The sequence below is a fragment of the Terrilactibacillus tamarindi genome (genome assembly GCF_009718825.1).
Lineage (GTDB): Bacteria > Bacillota > Bacilli > Bacillales > Sporolactobacillaceae > Terrilactibacillus > Terrilactibacillus tamarindi.
Window position 1 is genome coordinate 105,011 of sequence record NZ_WNHB01000001.1, and the last position, 24,761, is coordinate 129,771.

Here is a 24,761-nt window from a genome sequence, read left to right on the forward strand (position 1 = left end):
TTCATTTGTTTCAATACATTATCCGCCGAATACTGATTGCGATCCCGGTATTATTTGGGGTCACTGTATTTACATTTTTTGTAATCAATATGGCGCCTGGTAATCCGGTTGATATGTATGTCAATCCATCTGCAACGCCGCAGCAAATTGCTCTAGCAAAAGAGCAGTTGGGCCTAAACGATCCGTTATGGGTTCAATATGGCCATTGGCTAGGACAACTTTTCCAAGGGAATTTAGGTTTTTCTTATTCTACACGTGAACCTGTTACAAGTATGCTAATAGAGCGGTTAGGGCCTACCTTATTATTAATGGGAACTTCGTTAATCGTGGCTTACCTAATTGCGATTCCTTTAGGTATCCTAAGTGCAACACGTCAATACTCTTGGATTGATTATTTAACCACTGGTTTTTCGTTCCTAGGTGTATCAATTCCACACTTTTTCTTGGGACTTGGGGCCATCTATATTTTCGCAAGTAAACTTGAGTTATTGCCAACGGGCGGGATGAATACCTTGGGTGGAACGACTGGCTTTGGAGATACTTTTTTTCATATGATTCTACCTGTTCTCGTTCTAGCAACTGGAATCGCAGGAAATATGGTTCGTTATGTGAGATCCAGCATGATTGATGTACTCGGTAAAGATTATTTACGGACCGCTCGAGCCAAAGGGCTACGTAATTTTATTGTCACAAATAAACATGCCTTAAGGAATGCGTTAATCCCTATCATCACGATTATTGGAATGGATATTCCGCTTCTCATCGGTGGCGCTGTTGTTACTGAACAAGTGTTTCAATGGCCTGGATTAGGACAATTAACGATTCAATCAATTGGGTCACGAGATTACTCTGCATTAATGGCTTTAAATTTAATTGCCGCTATCGCTGTTTTGGTATCTAACCTATTAACGGATGTGGTTTATTCAATTGTAGACCCTCGTATTAAATATGAGTAGAAAGGAGTGAGTCAATGTGTCTTTACCTAACATAAATGAGCCTCTAACAAAACAAAGCCTCGAATCTAAAACGTTAGTTATGGAAGAACTAGGGAAAGAAGAAAGTTACCTAAGACTGGTGACTAGGCGATTTTTTAAACATAAATTGGCCGTTGCAGGACTTATTGTCTTTACTCTAATTATTTTAATGGACATTTTTGCTCAAGTTATTGCACCACATCATCCCAATGCTGTATCCGACACATTTGAAGCAGCTCCCTCAGCCGATCATTTGCTTGGAACAGATCAGGTTGGTAGAGACGTCTTTAGCCGTTTAGTTTACGCTTCTCGTGTATCTATTACTGTTGGTTTAGGTGCTGTAGCCATTTATGTTGCTATAGGCACTGTTCTTGGTGCCCTTGCAGGATACTTTGGTAAATGGGTGGACAATATCATTATGCGTGTGACTGATGTCTTCATGTCATTTCCATATTTGATGGTTATTCTTGTTCTAGTTAGTGTTATAGGACCTAATCTTTTTAATATCACATTGGTTCTAGGTATTCTCGGTTGGCCACAAGTCGCACGGCTAGTGCGAGGGAGTGTGCTGTCGATTAAAGAAATGGATTATGTCAAAGCTGGCGTAGCATTAGGCTATTCAACACCAAAAATTATTTTTCAACATATTTTACCCAATGCTTTTGCACCGATTTTGGTTAATGCGACGTTTGGTGTAGCCTCTGCCATTATTATGGAAGCATCCTTAAGTTTCTTAGGTATGGGAGTTAGACCTCCAGCGGCAAGTTGGGGAAATATGCTAACGCAAGCCCAGTCATTAACGGTACTATCTTCGCAGCCATGGCTTTGGATTCCACCTGGACTCATGATATTATTATCCGTTTTATCCATCAACTTTATCGGTGATGGGTTAAGAGATGCCTTAGAATCAAATCAATCTAGGTAGTGATGAACTACAATATAAATTTTAACGAAATGTTCAAGGTGAAGGGCAAGATGGAATGAGAATATGAGAATTCACTCGGAATCTTGGAATATTTGCCTGAACCTTTGGACAGTTCAACTTTAATCAATAGGGGGAAGAGAAGTTGGATTATATCCAGAAAAAATCTAAGAAAATGATGAAGCAATTGGTATTATTTTTAAGCCTTATTTCTTTAGTTTTTTTAACAGCATGTGGCGGTTCTGGTGGTTCTTCGAATAAAGGAGATAAAACCATGTATATTGGGATGGTTAACCCACCAGCAAGCTTCAATCCTATTAACTCAAGTGATATTGCTGCACAATATGCCGAAAGATTTATGTTTGATAGTTTTCTAGATATGACATCTGCTCTTGAATTTAAACCGAAATTAGCAGATTCTATTGATACAACAGATAATCAAACATATACGATTAAGCTAAATCCTAAAGCTAAATGGTCAGATGGTCAATCGATCACTGCAGATGACGTTGTCTTTACATTTAATTTGATTGCAAACCCAAAAACTGAAACACATGTCGGAGGGAACTTATCACCGCTTCAAGGACTTGATGGCGCTGGCAAACTTCCAGCCGGACAAACGACTATCCCTGGACTAAAAACAGTTGATGAACATACTGTCGAGTTCAAAACCCAAAAACCAGTTGATCCAAATTATGTTAAAGAAATGATCGGGACTAAAGTCATTACGTTGCCTGAGCATGTATTAAAAGATGTGGCTCCTGATAAGTTAGCCGAAGATCCATTTATGATCAAACCAAATGTAACTTCAGGTCCATACAAATTTGTGAAATATAGCAAGAATCAATATGTTCAGTACGTATCAAATGATAAATATTACTTAGGCAAACCTAAAATTAAAAACATGTATATTAAAATCATGCCTGCTCCAAATTTAGTCGCACAACTTCAATCGGGTGAAATCCAAATGAACGCGTCATTCGGTATTGGGGACATTACGTTCCAAGATTTAGATACTGTTAAAAAACTATCTAACGTCAATACATCAGTTGAAAAACAGATCGGTTTCCAAACCATGCAATTTAATACAAAAACGATTAAAGATGCCAAAGTACGTCAAGCATTTGTCTATGCGATTAATCGTCAACAAATCGTAGATAAACTTCTTAAAGGCCAAGGTGAAATTGTTGACGGGCCCTACACATCTTTAAATCCTTATCTCGATAAAAGTATTAAACCAATTCCTTATGATCCAAATAAAGCTAAACAAATGTTAAAAGACGCTGGTTTTGATTTCAATAAAACCATCAACTTTGTTGTACCAATCGGAAATAAAATTCGTGAAGATTCAGCCAACATTATTGCTGAAAACTTAAAGGCTGTCGGTGTAAAAGTAAAAACAACCACATATGATTTCCCAACGATTATGCAAAAAGGGAAAGCAGGGGATTTTGATATCCTCCTCATCGGATTTACAATGAATCTCGATCCAGATTTGTCGAGCCTATATGCACCAGGCGGGACATATAACTTTATGGGATACGATAATCCAGAAAATACAGACCTTCTAAAGCAAGGAAAATCAGAACCAGATGCAACAAAACGTAAAGAAATCTATAATAAATTACAAAACTTATGGGAAAAAGATATGCCGGTTATCACACTTTACTCTATGAAAGAAATTGTAGCTGTATCGAAAAATGTTACCCATGGTGGACCAAAACCATTTGGTACACAATATGATCTACAAGACTGGGATCTTAAGTCAAAATAAAAAAGTTAGCCAAACTAAAATAAAAGGGATTACCAAGTTTTTAAATGGTAATCCCTTTTATATTACGTTCATTAAAAAAAAACTCTGAACCACATAAATATTTGATAGGCCGTGAAAATGAGATTTTAAATTTATGAAATAGCCGAGAACACTCGTGACTTTAGTCATGACAGGTCAGTATCACAAGGTAAAACAAATACTGAATTTGGGGTATGGTTTACTGGCAAACACACGTTAGACATCCGGTAGGAAAATTAGCAGGGTTCAACTAAATACGATCGGTAATTTGTTCATATTAACAGTATCTGTTTGATGACCATTAAATTTTAAAAAAATTAAACTAAAACCTTATTGACAATTTTGAAATAATCACATATGATTAAAGTAACAAAATAGTCTTTAAAGGGGAGTAGCTCTACAGCAAAGTGTCGTCATTACGGGATTCGTCCCCGGCCTTTGTTGGCAACGTTCCGTTGTTAGCAAGACCTTTACCTCGCACGCTATGCAGGTAAAGGTATATTCTCTTCTATAAACAGCCTTTTCCGACAAAGCGTGGGAGGGGCTGTTTTTTAATTTAAAATTAAAAAGGAGAGTGGAACGTTGGACATTTTATCCTTAACATTTTTAACATCACTTCTATTAATTATTGGGATTGATTTGATCTTGGCTGGTGATAATGCTATTGTCATTGCTTTAGCAGCTCGTAAACTTCCTAAAGATCAACAAAAAAAGGCTATTATTTACGGTACCGTAGGAGCGGTCTTGATACGTGCTGTTGCAACACTTGTTGTCGTTTGGTTGTTGAAAGTACCAGGTCTACATCTCATAGGTGGCATTTTACTTGTTTGGATCGCTTATAAATTGCTTGTAGACCATAATGATCACAAAGAAGTGAAAGAAGCTAATTCTTTATCGGGCGCCATTCGAACGATCATTATTGCAGATGCACTAATGGGCTTGGATAATGTTCTTGCTGTAGCCGGTGCTTCACATGGGAGTTATCTACTCATTATTCTAGGATTATTGATAAGCGTACCGCTCATCATGTGGGGAAGTACGTTATTTTTAAAATTGGTTGATAAGTATCCTTGGATTACTTATGTGGGATCAGCCGTTCTAGCTTTAACGGCAGGAAAAATGATCATGGCTGAGCCTTTCTTAGTTAATGTGTTTGAGGATCTTCAGATCATTAAATGGATTTTAATTGGTTTACTCATCGTAGGTGTGATATTAATTGGATTACGGAAAAATGCAAAACAAATGTCTCATGCTAGTGAATAAATTGAGGTTTCCTTTAATTTAGAGAATTAGTATAAGGCACATGGTAAACAAAACTTTGGTTCAATTGGGTAATAAGACATGTTTTATTAATAAAGGCTTCTATATCCCTTCATTTCGCTTGAAGGGATTTTTCCATTTTTAGCAACTCTATATAATTAACTTCAATACATAAACTGCTATTAGCTTAAAAACTCAATTTAACTGTTTCAGTTTGAAGGTGGATAAAACACCTTATAATCAAATTATTCTTAGTTTGTTACAATTTGATGCTTTTTGTTGATTTTTTCTTGAATTGATTTCAGAAAAAAAGTATAATTGTGCATGTTCAGTAATATTAAAAATATTTAATCATCTGGGGGATTGGATCATGAGTAGTATTTTTAAGACAAAGCCAATCAGTACTTTAATCGCAGAAACCGAAGGAAAGCAAGGTCTAAAAAAGGCTTTGGGGGCATTTGACCTTACATTACTCGGTATTGGTGCTGTTATTGGTACAGGTATATTCGTATTAACCGGAGTAGCAGCTGCTAATTTTTCAGGACCTGCACTAATTTTATCATTCATTCTCTCTGGTTTAGCGTGTATCTTTGCTGCTTTATGTTATGCTGAATTTGCAGCGTTGGTTCCGGTTGCTGGAAGTGCTTATACGTATGGTTATGCATCGCTCGGTGAATTTTGGGCTTGGATCATTGGGTGGGATCTCGTCTTAGAATATGCTGTTGCGATATCAGCCGTTGCTATTGGTTGGTCAGGCTATGCAGTCAGTTTATTAGATAGTATGGGAATAACACTACCTAAAGCATTGACTGTCGCTCCTAGTGATGGAGGATTCATTAATTTACCAGCCATCATCATTATTGGTTTGATCACATGGCTTTTATTAACTGGAGTTAAAGAAACATCTCGTTTAAATGGAATTATCGTTGTTATAAAAGTGGCGGTTATTCTATTATTTATTGTATTAGCTGTTTGGCATGTGAAGCCGGTTAATTGGCACCCATTTATGCCATTTGGATTTAGTGGAGTAGCGGCTGGGGCAGCAACCATTTTCTTTGCTTATTTAGGTTTTGATGCCGTTTCAACGGCTGCTGAAGAAGTTAAAAATCCGCAAAAAGATTTACCAAAAGGTATTATTTATTCTCTTTTAATTTGTACTGTGTTGTATATTGTCGTTTCTGGTATCCTAACAGGAGTGGTCAAATATACGGCCTATGCTCATACGTCTGCACCAGTTGCTTATGCTCTTCAACAAATCGGAATCAATTGGGGTTCAGCTATTGTTGCCGTAGGTGCTATTTGTGGGATTACGTCTGTATTACTCGTCATGATGTTCGGACAAACTAGAATCTTCTTTGCAATGTCCCGTGACGGTTTGCTTCCTAAATTCTTTGGTAAAGTGAGTGAACAAAGAAAGGTTCCTGTTTCTTCAACATTACTTGTAGGTATTGTTACAGCTGTCTGTGCTGGTTTCACTCCAATATCTATCGTGGCAGAGCTTGCTAACATTGGTACGCTATCTGCGTTCATCATTGTATCAATAGGTGTTATGGTCTTGAGACATAAGCGTCCTGAACTTCATCGACCATTTAAAACACCATTTGTACCAGTTATTCCGATTCTTGCTATAATCTCATGTGGCTACTTATTAATTTCTTTAAACCCAATTACGATAATTCGTTTTGTTGTTTGGCTAGCCATTGGACTTGTATTATATTTCCTATATGGAAGAAAAAACAGCACATTAAACGATCAAGAGAAATCTGCTTAATTAAGTTATAAACTTTTAAAAACTTATTTACGAATCGTAACTTATGAACTTTGAGATAAGAAAAAGAGGATGGGCTAAATCCATCCTCTTTTTTCTTTGTCAAAAAAATTTGTTAACTGTATATAATTCTTATGACTTTTGCTATATTTAACTGGGATAGCAGGATTCGAACCTACGAATAACGGAGTCAAAGCCCGTTGCCTTACCGCTTGGCTATATCCCATCGACAGTTATTAATATAACCAAATTGACAAGGATTATACATTAGAGGATGTTCAAAAAGCCACCAAATAACAAGCTTCGAATCTCGGCGTTGGCTCGTTTTTCCGGTCCTCATGTAGTAAAAACCTACATTCCGGTCCTCAAAACAGCGCCGCCTTGACCTTCTTGCTTCTGATTCGTCACCTTTTTGAACTCGCACTAATAAAAAGATTCTTCATTTCCATAACATGTTTTTGCTCCTTTTGTAGAATATTAAATGTATATACACTAAAATTGAATGGAAAGTCATGATCCTCTCCTACCTCAAAATTGTCGATCGACAGAAAGGAGTGAACCGTATGACAAAAAAATTATTTATGGGTGCCTATATTCTATTAGGAATGATCATTCTTGGGTTATGTGGGTACCTCATTTTATTATTAATTGGCAATCATTATACTAATAAAGATCATCTTGTTTTGGATGCTACAACCAAGATAGAAGATCAGCAAGGTCATGAGATCTCTAAATTATATTTAGAAAATCGGGAAACGGTATCTATTAATAAAATACCTAAATTTGTTCAAGAAGCTTTTATTGCTACGGAAGACTCACGTTTTTATCAACATTCTGGAATCGATTTTCGTGGTACGGTAAGGGCTTTGACTCGTGATATTTTTTCGGGTAGTAAAGCAGAAGGTGGTAGTACCATTACCCAACAGCTTAGTAAAAATGTCTTTTTAACGAATCAAAAGTCATGGTTTAGAAAAGCCAAGGAAGCGGCTATTGCAACAAATTTGGAGAGAAAATATAGTAAGAAGCAGATTCTTGGTATGTATTTGAACCAAATTTATTTTGGCCATGGTGTTTATGGTATTCAATCTGCATCTAAATTTTTCTTTAATAAAGATGTGAGTCAATTAACGGTTGAAGAGGGAGCTATGCTTGCCGCTATGCCAAAAGCTCCAACAACCTATTCACCAATACTACATCCTCATCAAGCTTTGAAAAGGCGGAATATTGTCTTAGGATTAATGGAGAATCAAGGATATATCACGACAGAAGAAGAAGTGCATTTAAAAGGAAAAACCTTAGGTCTTGATGTCCATCAGTTAAATAAAGATCCTGAGTATGATACCTATGTGGATATGGTATTAGATGAGGCAGCTAAAAAATATCATCTTAGCGCAGATGAAGTACTGCGTGGTGGGTATAAAATTATTGTTCCTATTAATACTCAAATTCAAGAAGCTTCCTATCAAGAATTTAAGAAAAATCACTATTTTAGAGGCTCAAATACTAAAGAAAAACCGAATGGTGCCTTTGTTTTAATCGATAATAAAACGGGTGGTGTGAAAGCCGTTCAAGGAGGGCGTTCATACGTTAAAAAGAGTTTTAATCGAGTGAATGTCAAAAGACAACCTGGTTCTGCTTTTAAACCATTAGCTGTTTATGGACCGGCTTTGGAATCCAAAAAGTTTCACCCATATTCCATGTTAGTTGATAAACCGCTCACGTTCGGTCACTACAAGCCTGAAAATTATAACCATAAATATCCTGGTGAAATGACGATGTATGATGCGATTACAGTATCTGAAAATGTTCCGGCTGTTTGGCTATTAAATCAAATTGGCATTTCAAAAAGTAAGCAGTATCTTTCTAAGTTAGGTTTGAATATTCCAGACAAAGGTTTATCCATTGCGCTCGGTGGTTTAGAAGAAGGTGTAACCCCGTTTCAAATGGCAACGTCATTTACCGCTTTTTCGAATGAAGGAAAAGAGGTAGAGCCTTATTTTATCCAAAAGATAGTCGATCACAAGGGAAATTTAGTTGGATCTATGAAACCAAAAACCCGACAAGTCTTTTCAAAACAAACAGCTTGGTATATGACAAAAATGCTTATGTCCGTTGTAAAAAATGGTACTGGGAGTGCAGGATCAGTTAATACGGATTTAGCCGGAAAAACAGGTTCTACAGCGTATGAAGGGGTTGACAATGGACTGCGAGATGCATGGTTTGTTGGCTATACACCAAAATCAACGGGAGCGGTCTGGATTGGTTACGATAAAACAACAAAAAAGCAATATGTCACGGGTGGAAGTGAGAATGCGACGACTTTATTTAAAAATATTATCAATAACGTTCCAAGGGAAACTGGAAATCATTTTATTAAACCTAAGGGTATCAAAGATTTGGAATCACCAATTCGTCTTGTACCGATTAAGAATATCAGAGCTAAAGGGACCGTGGGGCACTTTGGCTTGCCAGCTGTAAAAATTTCGTGGGACAAAATTCAAGACAAACGGATCATCTACCGGATCTACAAAGAAAATGAAAACGGAATAGAATTTATTGGGGAAGTAAAAGGGAAAAACAGTTTTGTTGTTAATTATGCGAATCCACTATCTTCAGCCACTTATTTTGTTACACCTTATAACAGTCAAACATTAAAAAAAGGTGAAACTTCAAAACAAGTTGAAGTTGATTGGTTCCCTGGATTTTAAATTGTGTCAAAAACGTGAACAATGAAAGGTAAAATGTCGAAAATGAGGAGCGTTTAAGTTTACAGTTTGGCGATGAGAATGGGAAGATTAGAATAGTTAGGTCATAAAGATGGATCATTCATTCATTTTTAAAAGTCTTTTTATTAGGGCTTTAGTCTAAATAAGTGTAACCTTTGAAGGCGGAAGTTCTCCGATATGTGAAGTGGAAAGGATGACATAGATTTGCTTAAAGTGAAAAAAAATGATGTATTACTTAAAGCTTGCCTAAAGGAACCGGTGCCTTATGTTCCTGTATGGTATATGAGGCAAGCTGGGCGCTATCAACCCGAGTACCGAGCGATTAGGCAAAAATATTCTTTTTTTGAAATTAGCCATAATCCTGAGATATGTGCTGAGGTAACCAAGTTGCCTGTAACGCAACTCGGAGTTGATGCGGCTATTTTATTTGCTGATATTATGACACCATTAAAATCGATTGGAATAAATGTGGATATCGTAGAAGGCATAGGACCCGTAATAGAAAATCCGATCCGTTCAGAGAAGGATCTTGAGGGTATCCGATTGCTTAATCCCGGAAATGATATTCCATTTGTCCAAGAAACGATAAAAATTCTTCGAGATAAATTAGACGTTCCTCTCATTGGTTTTGCGGGAGCTCCTTTTACTCTTGCAAGTTATCTAATTGAAGGTGGACCATCCAAAGGATACCATATAACAAAGGGGTTTATGTACTCAAAGCCACACCTTTGGCAGAACCTTATGGCACGTTTATCTGATCTGACAATCAGCTATTTGGAGGCACAAATTGAAGCTGGTGCACAGATTGTCCAAGTTTTCGATTCATGGGTCGGTGCGTTAAATTCTGAAGACTATCATCAATATATCGCTCCATTCATGCACTATATTTTTTCTGAATTGAAAAAGACAGGCGTACCGACGATCTATTTTGCCAGTGGTGCAACGCATTTACTAAAGGAGTGGAACGAACTTCCAGTAGATGTGATCTCTCTTGATTGGCGTACGACGATAGAAGAAGTTCGAAATCAGCATATTGATAAAGCCTTACAAGGAAATCTTGACCCATCGTTACTTCTAGCTCCTTTTGATTTAATAAAAAAACGAACGAAAGCCATCTTAGATCAAGGAAAGGATAAACCAGGTTTTATTTTTAATTTAGGGCATGGAATATTCCCTAGTGTGAAAGTGGACACACTTAAAAAATTAACGGATTATATTCATCAATACACAAGAAAGGATCCTGTAAATGACTAAGAAAAAAATAGGTCTACTCGTGATGGCCTATGGTACACCATATAAACCAGAGGACATCGAACCTTACTATACTCATATTCGTCATGGAAGAAAACCAAGTCAAGAATTACTGGATGATTTGACAAGTCGGTATCAAGCGATTGGTGGCGTTTCTCCACTTGGAAGGATTACCTCTCAACAAGTCGATAGTTTAGAGGAGACCTTACATAATCGGCAAGACAAAGTAGAGTTTGTGGCTTATTTAGGTCTTAAACACATCCATCCATTCATAGAAGATGCTGTTGAAAGAATGCATCATGATGGGATTAAAGAAGCAATTAGCCTTGTCCTTGCCCCTCATTATTCGTCATTCAGCGTGAAATCTTATAATGATAGAGCTGTGACTCAAGCCGAAAAACTTGGGGGTTTGACCATCCATCCAATTGAAAGTTGGTATAAAGAACCGAAGTTTATTCAATATTGGGTCGACCAAATCAATATCACACTAAACAAAATACCAAAAGCTGAACACGACAGAACTGTGGTGATTTTCTCAGCACATAGTCTACCAGAAAAAATATTACAAAATAACGATCCCTATCCAGATCAGTTAAAAGAGACGGCGAAATTGATATCGGAAGAAGCGGGTCTAAAGCATACGGCGATTGGATGGCAAAGTGCTGGGAATACACCCGATCCTTGGATTGGTCCAGATGTTCAAGATTTAACGAGACAACTTTATAACGAACATCACTACCAACATTTTATTTACTGTCCTATTGGATTTATCGCAGAACATCTTGAAGTATTGTACGATAATGACTATGAATGCAGGGTGGTAACGGAAGAACTTGGGGTAAGCTACCATCGTCCTGAAATGCCAAATAGTCATCAAGAATTCATCGATGCACTAGCAGATGTCGTATTAAAAAAAGTAAACTAGGTGATATCATTGAATAAGAAACACATGGCTATTATAGGCGGAGGAATAACAGGTTTATCGGCTGCTTTTCGGCTACAAAAAATGATGGATGAGACAAAAGAAGAGGTTGATGTCACGATCATCGAGGCCTCAAATCGTTTTGGCGGTAAAATTGAAACGCTACAACGAGAGGGGTTTACAATTGAAAGAGGACCTGACTCATTCTTGAAACGTAAAAGAGAAGCATTAGATCTAGTAGAAGAGCTCGGATTATCAGATCAATTAGTGTCTAATAATTTGGGAAAAGCCTATATTTTAAAAAATCGCGAGTTACATCCTATTCCGGAGTATTCTTTTATGGGAGTGCCAAGCTTACTCAAGCCACTCCTCGATTCGTCGCTACTTTCTGAAGATGGAAAAGCGCGTGCCTTAAATGACCTTTTTATCCCACCATATCCTCCTTTTGATGATATGTCAGTCGGTGATTTTTTTGCTGGAAGATTGGGGCAAGAAATGGTGGATGACATCATTAATCCACTACTTTCAGGGATATATGCTGGTGACCTTTACAAACTAAGTTTAAGAGCAACACTGCCACAATTTATTGAGCTGGAGAAAAGGACAGGAAGTCTTATTCTAGGCGCCAAACAGGTTTTACCTAAAAATAAAAAGAAAACAAGCCAGTTTGCGACTTTGAAAAATGGTTTAAGTAGTCTTGTTGATCGTTTAGTCGATGCCATTCGTTTTCCAATGTTAAAAAATGCATGTGTTACAAGAATAGAAAAGATGAATGGACGTTATAAAATCGTTCTTAAAAATGGTGAAACTTTGGTAGCTGACGGTATTGTTTTTACTCTTCCACATGAAAAGACTCAAGACATCCTGTCAGACTGTCCATATCTCAAACAACCAAATGCAGAACCGTGTACAAGTGTTGGGACGGTTGCCATGGCCTTCGATGCTGCGCAAGTGACAATACAAAAAGAAGGAACAGGTTTTGTTGCTTCTAATAAGGAACCATCAGCGATCACAGCAGCAACCTATACACATCTTAAATGGCCACACACAACGCCATCAGGAAAAGCCCTCATCCGATGTTATGTGGGTAAAAAAGGCGACGAAGCGATTCTCGATGAATCCGATGAAATCATCATTCAAAATTCGCTTGATAATTTGAAAGATGTCGTTGATATAGATGGTAATCCTGAGTTTTCAGTTGTCACACGACTACGTGAGTCGATGCCTCAGTACGTTGTTGGTCATACACAATGGCTTAAACAAATTGAAGAAACTTTAGGACATGACTATCCTCATGTGTATCTTGCTGGAGCATCTTATGATGGAGTTGGATTGCCGGATTGTATACGTCAGGGGAATAAGGCAGCAAAACGACTTTTTAATGAACTTTTAGTTGATGCATAACGATTAATTAAATATCGATAGGGCTACATTAAAGATTCAAGATGATTTTGACCCTTTAGGCATGTACACGGATGAGTCAGGATTAGTGATGAAAAACGCATTATTAACTAACTAACAATGTCAATGATATAAATTTTTTTTGACGGTTGGTAATAGACGGATTAATTTCCTCTATTGTCAATCGTTTTTTCATGTGATAAAGTAGGTCAAAATGTATAATTGTAATTTTTATCCCGGTTCAGCTAACCATCAGTAGGGGATGAAGAAACCCCCCACTGATGGAAGTTTCGCTTCATTTTCAAGAAAATTCAAACAGATGCTATTTATACAAGAAATAGTTAAAAGGAGAACGAGAATGAATCCATTTCGACAATTTTATGGGGAACTAATTGGCATTTGGAAAAATAAAAAAGTACTTATCCAATTAATTGGAGTGACTTTAATACCGATCTTATATTCTGGTATGTTTCTCTATGCTTTTTGGAATCCATATGGTCAAACGGGAAACCTACCAGTTGCTGTTGTTAATCAAGATAATGGTTCTAAACTTTCAGGTGAAAATATCCAAGTTGGTGATACATTAGTTGATATATTAAAGAAAAATAATGATTTTGGTTGGAAATTTGTAGATGAAAAGAAAGCGGTAGAAGGATTTAACGATAATAAATATTTTATGATCGTTCAGATTCCTCATGACTTTTCAGAAAATACAGTATCCATCCAAAAAAATAGAGCGGAAACGGCACACATCGATTATAAGGTCAATCAGGATTTTAATTACATCGCAGCCAAGATGGGCCAGTCGGGAATGAAAGAAATCAGACTGAAAATATCCAAGACCATTACCAAAATGTATATAAAATCAATATACGATCAACTGGGTCAAATGAAAGATGGGCTACAAGATGCACATAATAATGCTTTAACTCTATCTGAAGGTAATAAAAAAGTTAACCAAGCCATCACAGATCTAAGTCAAAGCCTGAGAAAGATTGAAGGAGGCACTTTAATACTACAAGAAGGCTCTTCTTCTTTAAGTCAAGGTGGGACCAAGTTATATAACGGCCTTCTTCAAGAAAAGAAAGGAACAGAGCAGTTATACAGCCAAGCATCAGCAAAAGCAAAAGATATTCAAAATCTATCGGAGGGTTCAAATCGTTTAGCAGCCGAATTGGCGACGTTAAATACACAAGCATCAAACCTTAAAGAGGTTAATGATCACTTAACCAAAGATGTTTCGCTATTTCAAGGTTTAATTAAACCATACATGTCTAAGCAAAGTAATGGATCTCAAGACCTTAACTCATTCAGCGAAACAACAGGGCAACTGGAGCAAACTTTGCCTCAAATTTCTAATCTACTAAATCAGATGACTAACAGCTATTCAAATATACTCTCATTACTTGAAACCTCTAGTCAGAAAATGAATGAAAGTGACCAAGCCTTATTTAATTATATTGAATTAAAAGACCCTACTTTACAGCAAGATCCTGAGTATCGTCAATTAAAAGAAGAAATGCTCAATGATCAGAGTACAAAAGAAGCGATAAATTTACTTCAATTTCAACTTGATGAAGCTAATCGCCTAAGACCTCAAATGATCCAGTTCGATAATCAACTAAATGAATTAGTAGAAGGACTAAAACACTTTGATTCAACTGATAAAGGAACCCAAAAAGAGTATCAAAATTTTATTACCAGTATTCAACAGGTTCAAGAGAATTTAAGCCGCCTTCCTACGATAACGGATCAACTTTCTAAAGGGGCAAGTCAAATTGCTGATGGAAATGCTCAACTTAATCAAAATTGGGATACGCTTGTGTCGAGTTTGCAGAAATTAAAGGATGGACAAAATGAATTAACTCAAGGTAGCGGGACTATGTCTCGTCATTTAAATGACCTTCAGCAAGGTATGTCACAATTATCTACGGGCATTGGGAACATTAATCAATCAACGACTCCTTTACTTGATGGTACAAAAAGACTAACTGATGGCAGTCAAACTTTATCAGATCATCTAGGAAAGGCACATGATCAATTGGGGAGCACACCTACAGATGAAAAACATGCCAATTTATTCGCCAAACCAGTTGTCTTAACAGATGGAACTCATGCTAAAGTAACAAACTATGGCATTGGATTTGCCCCTTATTTCTTATCGTTAGGTTTATTTGTTGGTGGATTAATCATAACAGTTATCTATGATTTAATGAAAAGACCTAGCCAAATTTATTCGGGACTAAGTCTAGGAATAAGTCAGTTCCTTATGATGGGTCTGTTAGGAATTTTTCAGGCGTGTATCGCAGATAGCATCATTTTATATGGATTAGGTTTACCCGTTGATCATGCTCTATATTTTATAGGTTTTAGCATTCTAACCAGCTTAACCTTTGTAACTATTATTCAGTTTTTAACGGTTGGTTTTGGTAACTACGGAAGATTCATTGCCGTTTTATTGTTAATTTTACAGTTGACGACAAGTGGCGGAACATATGCCATTGAACTACTACCGACACCGCTTCAATTGTTACCGAATTGGCTTCCGATGACCTATACCATTAATGGATTTAAAAATATCATTGCTGGTCAATATCATTTATTAGCCAATAACGTGATTGTACTGATCATCCTCATTGTGGCTATGTTCGTTTTAACCCAATTAGTTTATATCTTTAAGTATCGAGATGTCACAACAAATAAAGAAGTTAACATGGATACCAATTTTAGTTAATAGACGATAAGAGAGATGAATCATGAATCTCTCTTATTGTTTTTTATAATTAAGGAAATTATGAAATTATGAATTTCAGCCGTTCTTGAGTTATACTAGTAACAACGGTCTACTTTTGGCAGGTCTAATATGAAACTTTTACCTTTTCATTTACGTATAAAACGATGAAAAGGTAAACCGTATACTTAGTTGAGAGGTGAAAGAATGACAGTTGCAGTTGCGAAAATTCGCCAATTATCCAAGAAAATTGGGAATAAAGAACTCGTCAAATCTTTGAATTTTGATATTAACCAAGGCGAGATTCTAGGTTTTCTGGGGCCTAATGGTGCCGGGAAAACAACAACCATGCGGATGATGGTTGGGCTAATGAAGATGTCCGGCGGAGATGTGGAAATCAACGGTTTTAGTGTGAAAAAAAATAAGGAACAAGCTTTAAAACATGTTGGCGGGATTATTGAAAATCCGGAAATGTACAAGTTTTTAAGTGGGTATGATAATTTAGTCCATTTCCAACGGATGAATGGGCCAGTTAATGGAGAACGGATTAAAGAAGTGGTTAAATTAGTTGGTTTGGAGAAGGCTATCAAAAATAAAGTGCGTACATATTCACTTGGGATGAAACAACGTCTTGGGATCGCACAAGCATTATTAGATCATCCCAAATTGCTCATTCTAGATGAACCGACGAATGGCTTAGATCCAGAAGGTATCAGGGAAATTCGAGAGTATTTAAAAAAACTCACACGTGAAACAGGTATCGCTGTTTTTGTATCTAGTCATTTACTTTCTGAAATGGAACTTCTTTGTGATCGAATTGTCATTATACAGAAAGGACAAATAACAGATACCGAAGAATTACACCCAAGTGAAGACGTTATTGATAAATCAATGACTGTAGCCTTGACTTGTGAACCACAAAATAAAGCAGTCGATATTTTAAGCGAACAAGGCGTTATTGTAAGAAGTGAAGAGGATCATCTTTTGATTCAAACATCGTATGCTAAACTTCCGGATATTCATCGATTACTAGTTAATGAAGGTGTCAATATTTATACAATCGAAAAAGTCCGCGTTTCACTAGAGGATCGCTTCTTAGCTAAAACGAAAGGGGGACGTGACTAAGATGCAAGTATTACGGCTTATTCAAAATGAAAATATGAAATTATATAAACGAAAAATGCTTTGGATTATGTTAGCTCTTATTGTTGCTTCCGTTATTCTCACACTTGTTATTACTCTAAAGACGAGTGATTCACATCCAGACAATTGGAAACAAACAGCCCAGCAAGAAATTACGGAAAACCAAAAATTGATGAATCAAAAAGGGGTCCCGAAGGCTGCCAAGGATCAAATTGCGGCACAAATGAAAGTTGATCAGTATCGATTAGATCATAATATTGCGCCTCTCTTTGACGACACAGCACTTGGATTTGTGGATAATGTCATTGGTACATCTGGTTTAATTACACTCTTTATTATTATTATTTCTGCGAGTATTGTCTCACAAGAATATGCATGGGGGACCATGAAATTAGTTTTAATGCGACCGGTGCAACGATGGAAGGTTTTGCTTTCGAAATACTTATCTGTTCTGTTTAATGCCCTTCTACTTCTTGTGTTCTTAGGCATTTTAGCCTTCATTGTTGGTGCCATTGTGTTTGGGTTTAAGGATACAAGCTTTCAATATGTTTATGAAAGAAACGGAATTATCCATCAAACGTCTGTTTTTACACACTTTTTCCTATTTGGATTGTCTCACTATATCGGAATGATCATGATAGCAGCCTTTGCATTTATGGTCTCCACGTTGTTCAAAAACAATGCCCTCGCTATCGCGTTAAGCATCTTTATTGAATTTGCAGGATCCATCATCGGTAGCGTTCTTGCAATGTTTGGCAAAAACTATGTGAAATATCTCTTCTTTGTTAATACGGATCTCATGCAGTATATAGAGGGTTCACCATCCATAAAGGGTATGACGATAGGGTTCTCAATTATCATTTTACTTGTTTACTTTATAATTTTCATGGGTGTCTCATTTTTAACTTTTGAAAAACGTGACGTCGCCTAATTAATGATTCTTTTTGCTATAAGGGTGTATGCTAAGGACAGAGGTTCGAAGGCATAGACTCTTTTTTTGCCTTTATAATAGAATCAGGACTTTTCGATTAATTTGATCCGAACTGTTATATATAAGATTGTAAATCATACTCGGACATGAATTTATAAGATTGAGGTGGAGAACAATGAAATATATTGATAATAAAGACAATCTAGATATCGCTGTGAGTTTTGCCATTGAAGAATTCGCATTAACAGAATTAGATCCAAACGAAACCTATTTTCTTTTCTATCGAATGAAGCCAACGGTTATTGTTGGGAAAAATCAAAATACTGTAGAAGAAATTAATATGAATTATGTAAAATCGCATCATGTTAATGTCATAAGACGTCTTTCAGGAGGCGGAGCGGTTTACAATGATGAAGGAAATTTAAGCTTTAGTTTTATAACTAAGGACGATGGCAATAGTTTTTCCAACTATCGCAAATTCACGGATCCGATCGTTAGAGCACTCCACCAATTTGGTGTCAATGCTTCATTTCAAGGAAGAAATGATTTGGTTGTTGATGGTAAGAAAATATCAGGAAATGCTCAATTTGCTACAAAAGGACGCATATTTAGCCATGGAACTTTATTATTTGATGTGAACCTAGATAATGTCGCAAAAGCACTCAATCCTGATATTGAAAAATTTGAATCAAAAGGAATAAAATCAGTTCGAAGCCGAGTAGTCAATATTCGTGAACTCATGTCAAAAGATATGGATATTCTGGAGTTTAAGCAACACCTCTTAAACAAAATATTCGAAGAAGAAGGGGGAATGTCAGAATATAAACTTTCAAAAAAAGAATGGGAAAAAATATATGAAATAGCTGATAAACGATACCGTAATTGGGATTGGGTCTATGGTCGGTCACCAGAATTCAATGTAAAATATTCCAAACGCTTTTCTGGGGGAAGGGTGGATATCAGGCTCAATGTGAAAAAAGGGTATATTTCATCAGCTAAAATATTCGGTGATTTTTTTGCTGTGGGAGATATCTCAGAGCTTGAAGAGATGTTAAAAGGTCTTAAATATACAGATGAAGATATTAAAGCGGTGTTTAATAAAATTGATACAAACTATTATTTTGGAAGTATAACAAAAGAAGATATTCTCTCGATGCTCTAATAAATGGGCTAATTCTAGTCAAATTGTTGGGCAATTTCTTAATCACTCTATTCTATTTCACATCTTAGTAGCAAGTTTGCCGTTCAAGAAGAATAGAGTTAATAGAAATAAGATTGGAGAGTGATTCTATGAACAACCTTCTTGCTTATAAATCTGAAGTAAATGACATGTTGTTACATAAAAGTTCTTGGAAGGTCATTGATCAAGATGGAGAAATGGTTTGCATTAACTTCCCTCATTTGAAGTCAAAGGCATCTGTAAAGAATGCTAGGCTCATTACCAATCAAATAAAGAATGTGGATTTAATTGGAGGTTCTTTATATGAACTTGTTCAATGGTATCGTTTTGCTTGTAAAATGTGGAAAGACCATATCATCAAATTTCCAGATCATTCTGTGGCATTAACGTATGCTTACGGGACGCAGGCTGGACAACGATCCGCATATACTCATATGCAACTTATCACTTACGAAGGATCTGATTATCATCATTATGTAGATTTAAGCTTGAACAATGTGGATCTAATAGATGAAAATGGACAAGTTAAGCTTTACATGAAGTCAACACCTGTTATCACGGGAAATGAGTTTTTAATTGTTATCACCGTGGAAAGTCGAGGTAAGGATAGAGCGATGTTGTGGGAAAACAGTGATCGGTTAGGATTAGATGAATCACTACTAACTTTCGACAATATTGATCAGCTCGCAAGTTATTGCCAAGCTGTGAGTCATTTTATACTTCATCATTTAAATGAGAGTGGTAAAAGCTACAATATGTTTTTCTATGAATCAAAGGGAAAGATGATCGTTCGGATTCTTCCTAGACCCATTATTGATCCATTGACTTTTGGATATGGTTACCTCGACGAAAATAAACAACGGCATCAATTACTAGAAAAAATGAAGTCACTATATTTTCGTAAAACTCTAACATGATAATTACTCATTAGCAAGAAATGGAGGGGTTAATAGTGAAAGCACTAGATGAAGCAAAAGCAATCATTTTTGACTTAGATGGAACGTTGTATGAAGGCGATGAACATTTTAAACTCTATGTAAAACTAACATCTGAAAAACTGTCCCAAGAAAAGGATAAAAAACAGTATGTTCAAGAAGTCCGAGATGTCTTAAATGGAAAACATCCTATGAGAATAGGAACCGTATTAGATAAAAAAAGACGGAACATTTTAACGGTAGATCCAATTACTTTTGATATCAAGAAAGTGACAGATTGGTTAGGAAATAAACTGTCTGAAGATAAAGTTTTAGATCTATATGGTTCTAAAATAAAGTATAATGTTCACCAATTTACCTTTATAGGCGATGGGTGGTCTCCGCCTGTAGCCGTAGCTGCTCAGTACGGACTCTCACCTGAAATTGTCAGAGCAGTTTATCATCAAGTGAAGGAAAAGATGGTAGGTGAGGATTACAAATTACCTATCACAGAAGGACTTAAAGAAGGGTTATGGCGCTTAAAAAAAGCATCTAAAACGTTAATTTTAATGACAAATAGTGATGAAGCCGATGTGAGACGTCTACTAGACGCACTTGGTTTGACCTCCTGTTTTAACTATTTATTAACGTCAGCCAAAAAACCGTTTAAATCAACGGCAAATTTTAAAAATATTTTAGAAAGGTATCATCTAGTACCAGAAGATGTGGTCTCTGTTGGAGATAATTTTTTCAATGAAATCGCTCCCGCTCTGCGACTTGGAATGAAGGGTGTCTATATTACTCAAAATGATTTCCCTTATAAAAGCGCAAATCTCACCGTTGTAAAAACGCTTGCAAATCAGATTTGATTTTTCAATGATTGACAATCGATTGATACTTTACTTGCCTAACCGGATACCGTTCGTAAATGAAGTGAAATGGAGATAAAGAAATATCATTCTATTTAAGACTAGCCATTCCTAGAGGTTATTTATAGATGATAGGCTCGTTCTAATTTTTGTTTTTCTGGACTAGACTATAGAGAGAAGAATTTACGGAATCATGATAAGGCAAGTGTAAGGAGGAACATCATTGAAAAAAATAGCAGGTTGGTTCATCGGTATTTACCTTGTATATGTTGGTCTAATGGTTGTTTATTTCTTTTTTTGGTCACATCAAAGCATTCCGGTAACGGTCAAAGGGACAGCTGCGGATCCTTCGATATTTATGACGAAAGATCAATTACAACAAAGTCAAATTTACAGCCAAATACAAAACTTTATTTATTTCATATCTATACCATTAGATTGGGGTATTTATCTTTTTGTATTGATATTTGGACTTTCAAAGTGGCTGAAAAAACGTTCGGAAAGTGTTTCGCGTTTATACGTCATTCAAATGCTCATCTACTTTCTAACATTATCCCTTATCGCGTGGATCGTGGTCCTTCCTATTGATATAGGAGCACATATGGTATCGATTCATTTTGGTATCTCTGTTCAACCCTTTTCAAGCTGGTTTAAAGATCAATTAACCTCCTTTTGGGTGAATTGGTTAATATCATTCGCGGCTATGACGGTCGTATACTGGTTTATTCGAAGAAATCCGAAGCGTTGGTGGCTTCCAGTATGGTTAGTATCGATTCCTTTTGTCATTTTCTTAATGTTTATTCAGCCTGTTGTAATTGATCCATTGTATAATCACTTTGGAAATCTCCAGGACGGTAAATTGAAAAGTGAAATACTTCAGCTAGCTGATCGGGCAGGTATTCCAGCCCATAATGTCTATGAAGTGGATATGTCTAAAAAAACAAATGCAATGAATGCTTATGTTAACGGTATCGGTTCAAATTTACGAATTGTTTTATGGGATACAACCGTCCACCGATTGGATCATCGAGAAGTCTTATTTATCATGGCTCATGAAATGGGACACTATGTGAAGCATCACCTCTTTTGGGGGATGGTCGGATCGATCATTTTTATCCTTATTGGTTTATATATAGGTGCTAAGGGTTTATTGTGGGTAGTAAGTCGCTTTGGTTATAAAGTGGGAATCAATCATCCAGGAGACATAGCCTCACTTCCTGTCCTTCTATTATTATTTTCTCTTCTTTCGTTTATAGGTGGACCTATTGAAAATACGATATCGAGATATGTCGAGCACTCAGCAGATAGGTATGCTGTTCAGTTAACGAAGGATCCTGAAGCAGGTATTACATCGTTTCAAAAATTGGCAGTATCTGGACTGGATGAAATAAATCCTCCTGCCTTAGTCAAATTTATGCTTTACGATCATCCGACAATGCTCGAAAGAATTGAATATTTAGAACATATGAAGACGAAAAACAAGTAATTTTTATTTGTAAAAACGCCCATTTCTTTAGGCTCATAGGTATCCATATGAGCCTCAACTTGCCCTAAATCTCCCTTTTCAATATACCATTATTATTAGTGACCTATTTATGATATATGGATAATTATTATTGTTCATTAAACGGAAGTTCGAACCTAAATTCCATCAAAAAATGTTCTCTCCTTTTCTGTCGATTGTGATAAACTAATAGATGTGATGACCAAAAGTAAGATCTAGCTTAACAAGCAATATACCGACCTTTAAAGAGGGAATTGGATAAGTATCGGTTGTATCTCTTTTCCACTGAAAAACAAACGGATATACAGATGTAACTAAAATTAATTCATGAATATGAAGATATCAACTTACTAACCACAAAAAAGAGAAGGAACTAAAGTGTGAAGACTGAATAAGGAGCGAGTTTAATGAACGTCAAAGCATATGAGAAGAAGATGGTGGGAGAGCGAGCGGCAGATTTTGTAGAAGATGGTATGATTGTCGGCTTAGGTACAGGAACTACCATTGCTTATATGGTTCAACGTCTTGGAAAGAAAATTCAAGAGGAGAATTTACATATTACCACTGTATCGACTTCCAATAGAACGACGAAACTAGCCCAGTCGTTAAATATCCCTGTGTTTGATCTTAATGAAGTCAAGCAAGTGGATCTTACGATTGATGGTGTTGATGAATTTGATGTGAATTTTACTGGTATAAAAGGTGGAGGCGGGGCTTTATTGTACGAAAAGATCGTTGCTAAAGCATCAAACCGCAATATTTGGATTGCTGATAGTAGCAAGTTTGTTTCAAAATTAGGGACTTTCCCACTTCCGATTGAAATATTACCATTTGGTCACCAACATACGATGAGACAAATTGAAGAAATTGGGTTGACTCCAGAATTAAGAATGATGGATGACGTGTTATTCATTACGGATAGTGGCCATTATATTGTTGATTGCTTAACCGGACCGATTGAGGATGCTAAATCATTATCTTTCCGCCTGAACCAAATCCCAGGAGTTGTGGAGAACGGATTATTCATTGGCATGACCGATGAAGTTCTATTAGCTGAAAATAATGGCGTTAAAATTTTTAAAAAATAAAAGAAAAAGCTACAACAATAACGAATATCACGAATAATCTATAGAACATAAATCTGACGGGGAGAGACAAATCATGGCTAATAAAAAAACAGTCGCTGTATTATATGGGGGAAAGTCAGCGGAGTATGACATTTCGATCCAGACCGCATTCTCAGCGATTAATGCGATTGATTTAAATAAATTTCGTGTTCTGCCCATTCACATAACGAATAACGGTAAATGGATACAAGGTCATGAAATACTTGAAAAAATAGCTTATAAAGATCAATTATTATTGGATGAACCACAAGCAAAAGTAAGTCCAGCACTCTGGTTAACTCCAACATCTGATCCATCTTCTTCGCAAACACCTGACATCGTGTTCCCTTTGCTTCATGGGACAAATGGAGAGGATGGAACGGTTCAAGGTATGCTTGAGTTATTAAACATCGCATATGTAGGTTCGGGTGTTATGGGTTCAGCCGCTGGTATGGATAAAGTCATCATGAAAGACATTTTTGCAGCTCATGGTATTCAAGGGCCACATTATGTGTCGGTTACAAAATATGAATGGACTAATAACCAAGATGAAATGATTAAAATGATAGAAGAGAAGATTGGATTTCCCAATTTTGTAAAGCCAGCGAATTTAGGTTCAAGTGTAGGTATATCTCAATGCTTAGATGAAAGTACGATCGTTAAAGCTGTTGATGAAGCTCTTAGATATGATACAAAAGTCATTGTTGAAGAAAAAATCGTGGGTCGTGAAGTTGAGATCGGCGTTATTGGCAATGATGAGCTTGAAGTTTCGGTACCAGGCGAAATTCAAACAACTGGAACTTTCTATGATTATCAATCGAAATATCAAGATGGTAAGAGTCGTATGATCATTCCAGCTGATTTACCTGAAGATGTTCTCATTGAGTTGAAAACAACTGCCAAAAAAGTTTTTAAAGTGTTAAATTGCAAAGGGTTAGCGAGAGTTGATGTCTTTATCCAAGAGTCTGATCATAAAGTCATGGTGAATGAAGTTAATACGTTACCAGGTTTTACACCCTTTAGCATGTTCCCATTATTATGGAAACATACAGGGCTACCTTATGATAAACTCATTGAGAAGTTAATTCAGTTAGGTATTGATCGTCACCAAGAGAAACAAACGCTTCGCTTTCGACTTGAGGATTAAGACTTATTTTCAATTTCTCCACGCATGTCTTTTACCAAATAGAGCGAAATGAATATAGTATTAATGTGGACAATGAAATGAAGTTGTTCACGAGTAGTCTTTTCCTTCTCGCTGTTAATTCATTTTTGTTACACACCATGTCATGCCTCCTATAATGAAGAGGGTGCCTTTTTTAAAGGCACCCTCTTTAAATACTTATAGAGGATGTTCAAAAAGTCAC

General features: G+C 36.4%; 19 protein-coding genes and 1 tRNA gene. 18 read left to right on the forward strand and 2 right to left on the reverse strand.

Annotated features, from left to right (window positions below; genetic code table 11):
- Positions 1-5: 5 nt before the first annotated feature.
- The 5 genes from GMB86_RS00500 (at position 6) to GMB86_RS00520 (ending at position 6,719) form a co-directional block, all read left to right on the forward strand.
- Positions 6-956, forward strand: a complete 951-nt coding sequence (locus GMB86_RS00500) for an ABC transporter permease (protein ID WP_155215731.1) — start codon at positions 6-8, stop codon at positions 954-956.
- Between the two features lie 79 nt (positions 957-1,035).
- Positions 1,036-1,899 (forward strand): oligopeptide ABC transporter permease, encoded by an 864-nt coding sequence (gene opp4C / locus GMB86_RS00505; RefSeq protein WP_155215968.1) that lies wholly within the window; start codon positions 1,036-1,038, stop codon positions 1,897-1,899.
- A 142-nt stretch (positions 1,900-2,041) separates the two neighbouring features.
- Positions 2,042-3,670 carry an ABC transporter substrate-binding protein gene (locus GMB86_RS00510; RefSeq protein ID WP_230458936.1) on the forward strand — a complete coding sequence of 543 codons (1,629 nt, stop codon included), beginning with the start codon at positions 2,042-2,044 and terminating at the stop codon, positions 3,668-3,670.
- 600 nt (positions 3,671-4,270) lie between these two features.
- Entirely contained in the window at positions 4,271-4,951 is a 681-nt protein-coding gene (locus GMB86_RS00515) for a TerC family protein (RefSeq protein WP_155215733.1), read from the forward strand.
- Positions 4,952-5,318: 367 nt separating this feature from the next.
- Complete coding sequence (locus tag GMB86_RS00520; RefSeq protein WP_155215735.1) at positions 5,319-6,719, forward strand: amino acid permease; 1,401 nt, start codon at positions 5,319-5,321, stop codon at positions 6,717-6,719.
- Between the two features lie 151 nt (positions 6,720-6,870).
- On the opposite strand, the gene GMB86_RS00525 is transcribed toward GMB86_RS00520, so the two are convergent.
- Positions 6,871-6,942: transfer RNA gene (locus tag GMB86_RS00525), tRNA-Gln, on the reverse strand.
- Positions 6,922-7,140 carry a hypothetical protein gene (locus GMB86_RS15415; RefSeq protein ID WP_196220077.1) on the reverse strand — a complete coding sequence of 73 codons (219 nt, stop codon included), beginning with the start codon at positions 7,138-7,140 and terminating at the stop codon, positions 6,922-6,924. The genes GMB86_RS00525 and GMB86_RS15415 overlap by 21 nt, the downstream gene beginning before the upstream one ends.
- Positions 7,141-7,279: 139 nt before the next feature.
- On the opposite strand from GMB86_RS15415, the gene GMB86_RS00530 reads away from it, so the two are divergent.
- From GMB86_RS00530 to GMB86_RS00590, 13 genes are all read left to right on the forward strand, one after another.
- Positions 7,280-9,424 (forward strand): transglycosylase domain-containing protein, encoded by a 2,145-nt coding sequence (locus GMB86_RS00530; RefSeq protein ID WP_155215737.1) that lies wholly within the window; start codon positions 7,280-7,282, stop codon positions 9,422-9,424.
- A 222-nt stretch (positions 9,425-9,646) separates the two neighbouring features.
- Positions 9,647-10,696 carry a uroporphyrinogen decarboxylase gene (hemE, locus tag GMB86_RS00535; RefSeq protein WP_155215739.1) on the forward strand — a complete coding sequence of 350 codons (1,050 nt, stop codon included), beginning with the start codon at positions 9,647-9,649 and terminating at the stop codon, positions 10,694-10,696.
- Positions 10,689-11,618 (forward strand): ferrochelatase, encoded by a 930-nt coding sequence (gene hemH, locus GMB86_RS00540; protein ID WP_155215741.1) that lies wholly within the window; start codon positions 10,689-10,691, stop codon positions 11,616-11,618. Before hemE ends, hemH begins: the two co-directional genes overlap by 8 nt.
- A 9-nt stretch (positions 11,619-11,627) precedes the next feature.
- A complete protein-coding gene (gene hemY, locus GMB86_RS00545; RefSeq protein WP_230458937.1) occupies positions 11,628-13,019 on the forward strand; it encodes a protoporphyrinogen oxidase in 1,392 nt (463 codons plus the stop codon).
- A gap of 355 nt (positions 13,020-13,374) precedes the next feature.
- Positions 13,375-15,750: a YhgE/Pip domain-containing protein gene (locus GMB86_RS00550; protein WP_196220078.1), complete on the forward strand. Its 2,376-nt coding sequence runs from the start codon at positions 13,375-13,377 to the stop codon at positions 15,748-15,750.
- Between the two features lie 204 nt (positions 15,751-15,954).
- Positions 15,955-16,872, forward strand: a complete 918-nt coding sequence (locus GMB86_RS00555) for an ABC transporter ATP-binding protein (protein WP_155215745.1) — start codon at positions 15,955-15,957, stop codon at positions 16,870-16,872.
- 1 nt (position 16,873) lies between these two features.
- A complete protein-coding gene (locus GMB86_RS00560) occupies positions 16,874-17,821 on the forward strand; it encodes an ABC transporter permease subunit (protein ID WP_155215747.1) in 948 nt (315 codons plus the stop codon).
- A 175-nt stretch (positions 17,822-17,996) separates the two neighbouring features.
- A complete protein-coding gene (locus GMB86_RS00565; protein WP_155215749.1) occupies positions 17,997-18,983 on the forward strand; it encodes a lipoate--protein ligase in 987 nt (328 codons plus the stop codon).
- A gap of 128 nt (positions 18,984-19,111) precedes the next feature.
- Positions 19,112-19,918 (forward strand): DUF4931 domain-containing protein, encoded by an 807-nt coding sequence (locus GMB86_RS00570; protein ID WP_155215751.1) that lies wholly within the window; start codon positions 19,112-19,114, stop codon positions 19,916-19,918.
- A 35-nt stretch (positions 19,919-19,953) separates the two neighbouring features.
- Positions 19,954-20,784 carry an HAD family hydrolase gene (locus GMB86_RS00575; protein ID WP_196220079.1) on the forward strand — a complete coding sequence of 277 codons (831 nt, stop codon included), beginning with the start codon at positions 19,954-19,956 and terminating at the stop codon, positions 20,782-20,784.
- Positions 20,785-21,007: 223 nt separating this feature from the next.
- Positions 21,008-22,270 (forward strand): M48 family metallopeptidase, encoded by a 1,263-nt coding sequence (locus GMB86_RS00580; protein ID WP_230458938.1) that lies wholly within the window; start codon positions 21,008-21,010, stop codon positions 22,268-22,270.
- A gap of 425 nt (positions 22,271-22,695) precedes the next feature.
- Positions 22,696-23,376 (forward strand): ribose-5-phosphate isomerase RpiA, encoded by a 681-nt coding sequence (gene rpiA, locus GMB86_RS00585; RefSeq protein ID WP_155215755.1) that lies wholly within the window; start codon positions 22,696-22,698, stop codon positions 23,374-23,376.
- A 73-nt stretch (positions 23,377-23,449) separates the two neighbouring features.
- The gene (locus GMB86_RS00590) at positions 23,450-24,541 is read left to right on the forward strand and encodes a D-alanine--D-alanine ligase (protein WP_155215757.1); all 1,092 of its coding nucleotides are present in this window, start codon (positions 23,450-23,452) and stop codon (positions 24,539-24,541) included.
- The last annotated feature ends 220 nt before the right edge of the window (positions 24,542-24,761 follow it).

Excerpts from the sequence above, each read along its gene's own strand:
- GMB86_RS00555 (WP_155215745.1), top strand. The coding sequence starts at position 15,955 with ATGACAGTTGCAGTTGCGAAAATTCGCCAATTATCCAAGAAAATTGGG.
- rpiA (WP_155215755.1), top strand. The coding sequence starts at position 22,696 with ATGAACGTCAAAGCATATGAGAAGAAGATGGTGGGAGAGCGAGCGGCA.
- GMB86_RS00560 (WP_155215747.1), top strand. The coding sequence starts at position 16,874 with ATGCAAGTATTACGGCTTATTCAAAATGAAAATATGAAATTATATAAA.
- GMB86_RS00530 (WP_155215737.1), top strand. The coding sequence starts at position 7,280 with ATGACAAAAAAATTATTTATGGGTGCCTATATTCTATTAGGAATGATC.
- opp4C (WP_155215968.1), top strand. The coding sequence starts at position 1,036 with ATGGAAGAACTAGGGAAAGAAGAAAGTTACCTAAGACTGGTGACTAGG.
- GMB86_RS00550 (WP_196220078.1), top strand. The coding sequence starts at position 13,375 with ATGAATCCATTTCGACAATTTTATGGGGAACTAATTGGCATTTGGAAA.
- GMB86_RS00570 (WP_155215751.1), top strand. The coding sequence starts at position 19,112 with ATGAACAACCTTCTTGCTTATAAATCTGAAGTAAATGACATGTTGTTA.
- hemH (WP_155215741.1), top strand. The coding sequence starts at position 10,689 with ATGACTAAGAAAAAAATAGGTCTACTCGTGATGGCCTATGGTACACCA.
- GMB86_RS00590 (WP_155215757.1), top strand. The coding sequence starts at position 23,450 with ATGGCTAATAAAAAAACAGTCGCTGTATTATATGGGGGAAAGTCAGCG.
- GMB86_RS00565 (WP_155215749.1), top strand. The coding sequence starts at position 17,997 with ATGAAATATATTGATAATAAAGACAATCTAGATATCGCTGTGAGTTTT.
- GMB86_RS00520 (WP_155215735.1), top strand. The coding sequence starts at position 5,319 with ATGAGTAGTATTTTTAAGACAAAGCCAATCAGTACTTTAATCGCAGAA.